This is a genomic window from Pseudomonas arcuscaelestis (genome assembly GCF_016881005.1).
In the GTDB taxonomy this organism is placed as follows: domain Bacteria; phylum Pseudomonadota; class Gammaproteobacteria; order Pseudomonadales; family Pseudomonadaceae; genus Aquipseudomonas; species Aquipseudomonas arcuscaelestis.
In genome coordinates, this window is the sequence record NZ_JACOPV010000063.1 from 1 (window position 1) to 1153 (window position 1153).

Annotated in this window: 2 protein-coding genes; both read right to left on the reverse strand. The window is 63.7% G+C overall.

Going from position 1 to position 1153, the window contains the following annotated elements; genetic code table 11:
* A partial coding sequence (locus H8F21_RS29245; protein WP_328824557.1) for a Clp protease N-terminal domain-containing protein occupies positions 1 to 519 on the reverse strand: 519 nt, incomplete at its 3' end.
* A partial coding sequence (tssG, locus tag H8F21_RS29250; RefSeq protein ID WP_203585839.1) for a type VI secretion system baseplate subunit TssG occupies positions 512 to 1153 on the reverse strand: 642 nt, incomplete at its 5' end. The genes tssG and H8F21_RS29245, both read right to left, overlap by 8 nt.

The window sequence follows — 1153 nt, forward strand, 5'->3', positions numbered from 1 at the left end:
CACTGCACCGGCATTAAAACCGTCGCTGGCGCTCAGGGCGTTTTCCGGCGAGTCGTCGACGTATTCATCAAAACGCTCGCTCAAGGCTTCGGCCTTGATCTTGTCGAACTCCGCCGACAACCCCAGCAGCGCATGGCGCAGGCTCGGCGTCTTCAGAATGCCCAGCACCAGGTAACCGGTGCGCACCTGGCTTTCGCCAAACATCAGGCTGCCGTAGACCCAGCCACGCTCGACGGCTTCTTCCACATGGGAGGACAGGTCGGTGATCGACGTCGAGCCGCGTGGCAGGCGGTCCAGCGCTTCGGTCAGGTCACGGGCCAGGCGCGCGGGCTCCACGTTGAACTGGCGGATGATGCGGTGCAGGTCCGAGTCCTGCAGTTGCAGCAACTGGTGAAACCAGTGGGCCAGTTCCACATACGGGTTGCCCCGCAACTTGCAGAACACCGTGGCGGCTTCGATGGCCTTGTAGGCCACGCTGTTGAGTTTGCCGAACAGTGCGGCGCGACTGATTTCACCCATGCTCTGGATTCCTTGAGGTGGTGGCGTGATCGGCGTAATGCCGGGCCAGGATTAGGTCGTTGGCGTCTCGCTCGGGCTTGCCGAGCCAGGTGTTGAAGCCCAGGCGGAACTGGCCGTTGAGTTGCAGCGCAGGGACTTCGGGTTGTTGCAAAACCAGGTTCAGGTCCCAGTCCAATTCATGGCCCAGGTACTCGGCCACCCAGGCCACCAGCTCGTTGAACGGCTGTTGGCCGGGCAGCATGCCCATGTAGTCGTCCAGCGTGAGCGGGCCCAGGCGGATGCGAAATTTATGCTGGCGGTCCCACACGTGGCTGCCCAGGCAAAAATCCACGCCCAGTTGGTAGGCGCTGACACCGACGCGGCTGCGCTCGGGCAGTTCCAGCCATTGGCCGACGTATTCTTCGATGGCCACCGGCAGGCCGAAATACTCGCCGAGGATCGCCTTCAGGCCGTCCGGGTAGCGGGTTTGCGCCGACAGGTGGCCGCTGTAATGCAGCTTGGCCGTGTCAGGAATCAAGCCCTGATTGAGCAGGCTTGGCATGCCACGGCCACTCAAGGCGGCGAGGCGTGCGGACCAGTAATCGTCGTCCGGGCGGTCGTGGCTGACCGTTGGCCGCGCCTCGGCCCAGGCCCG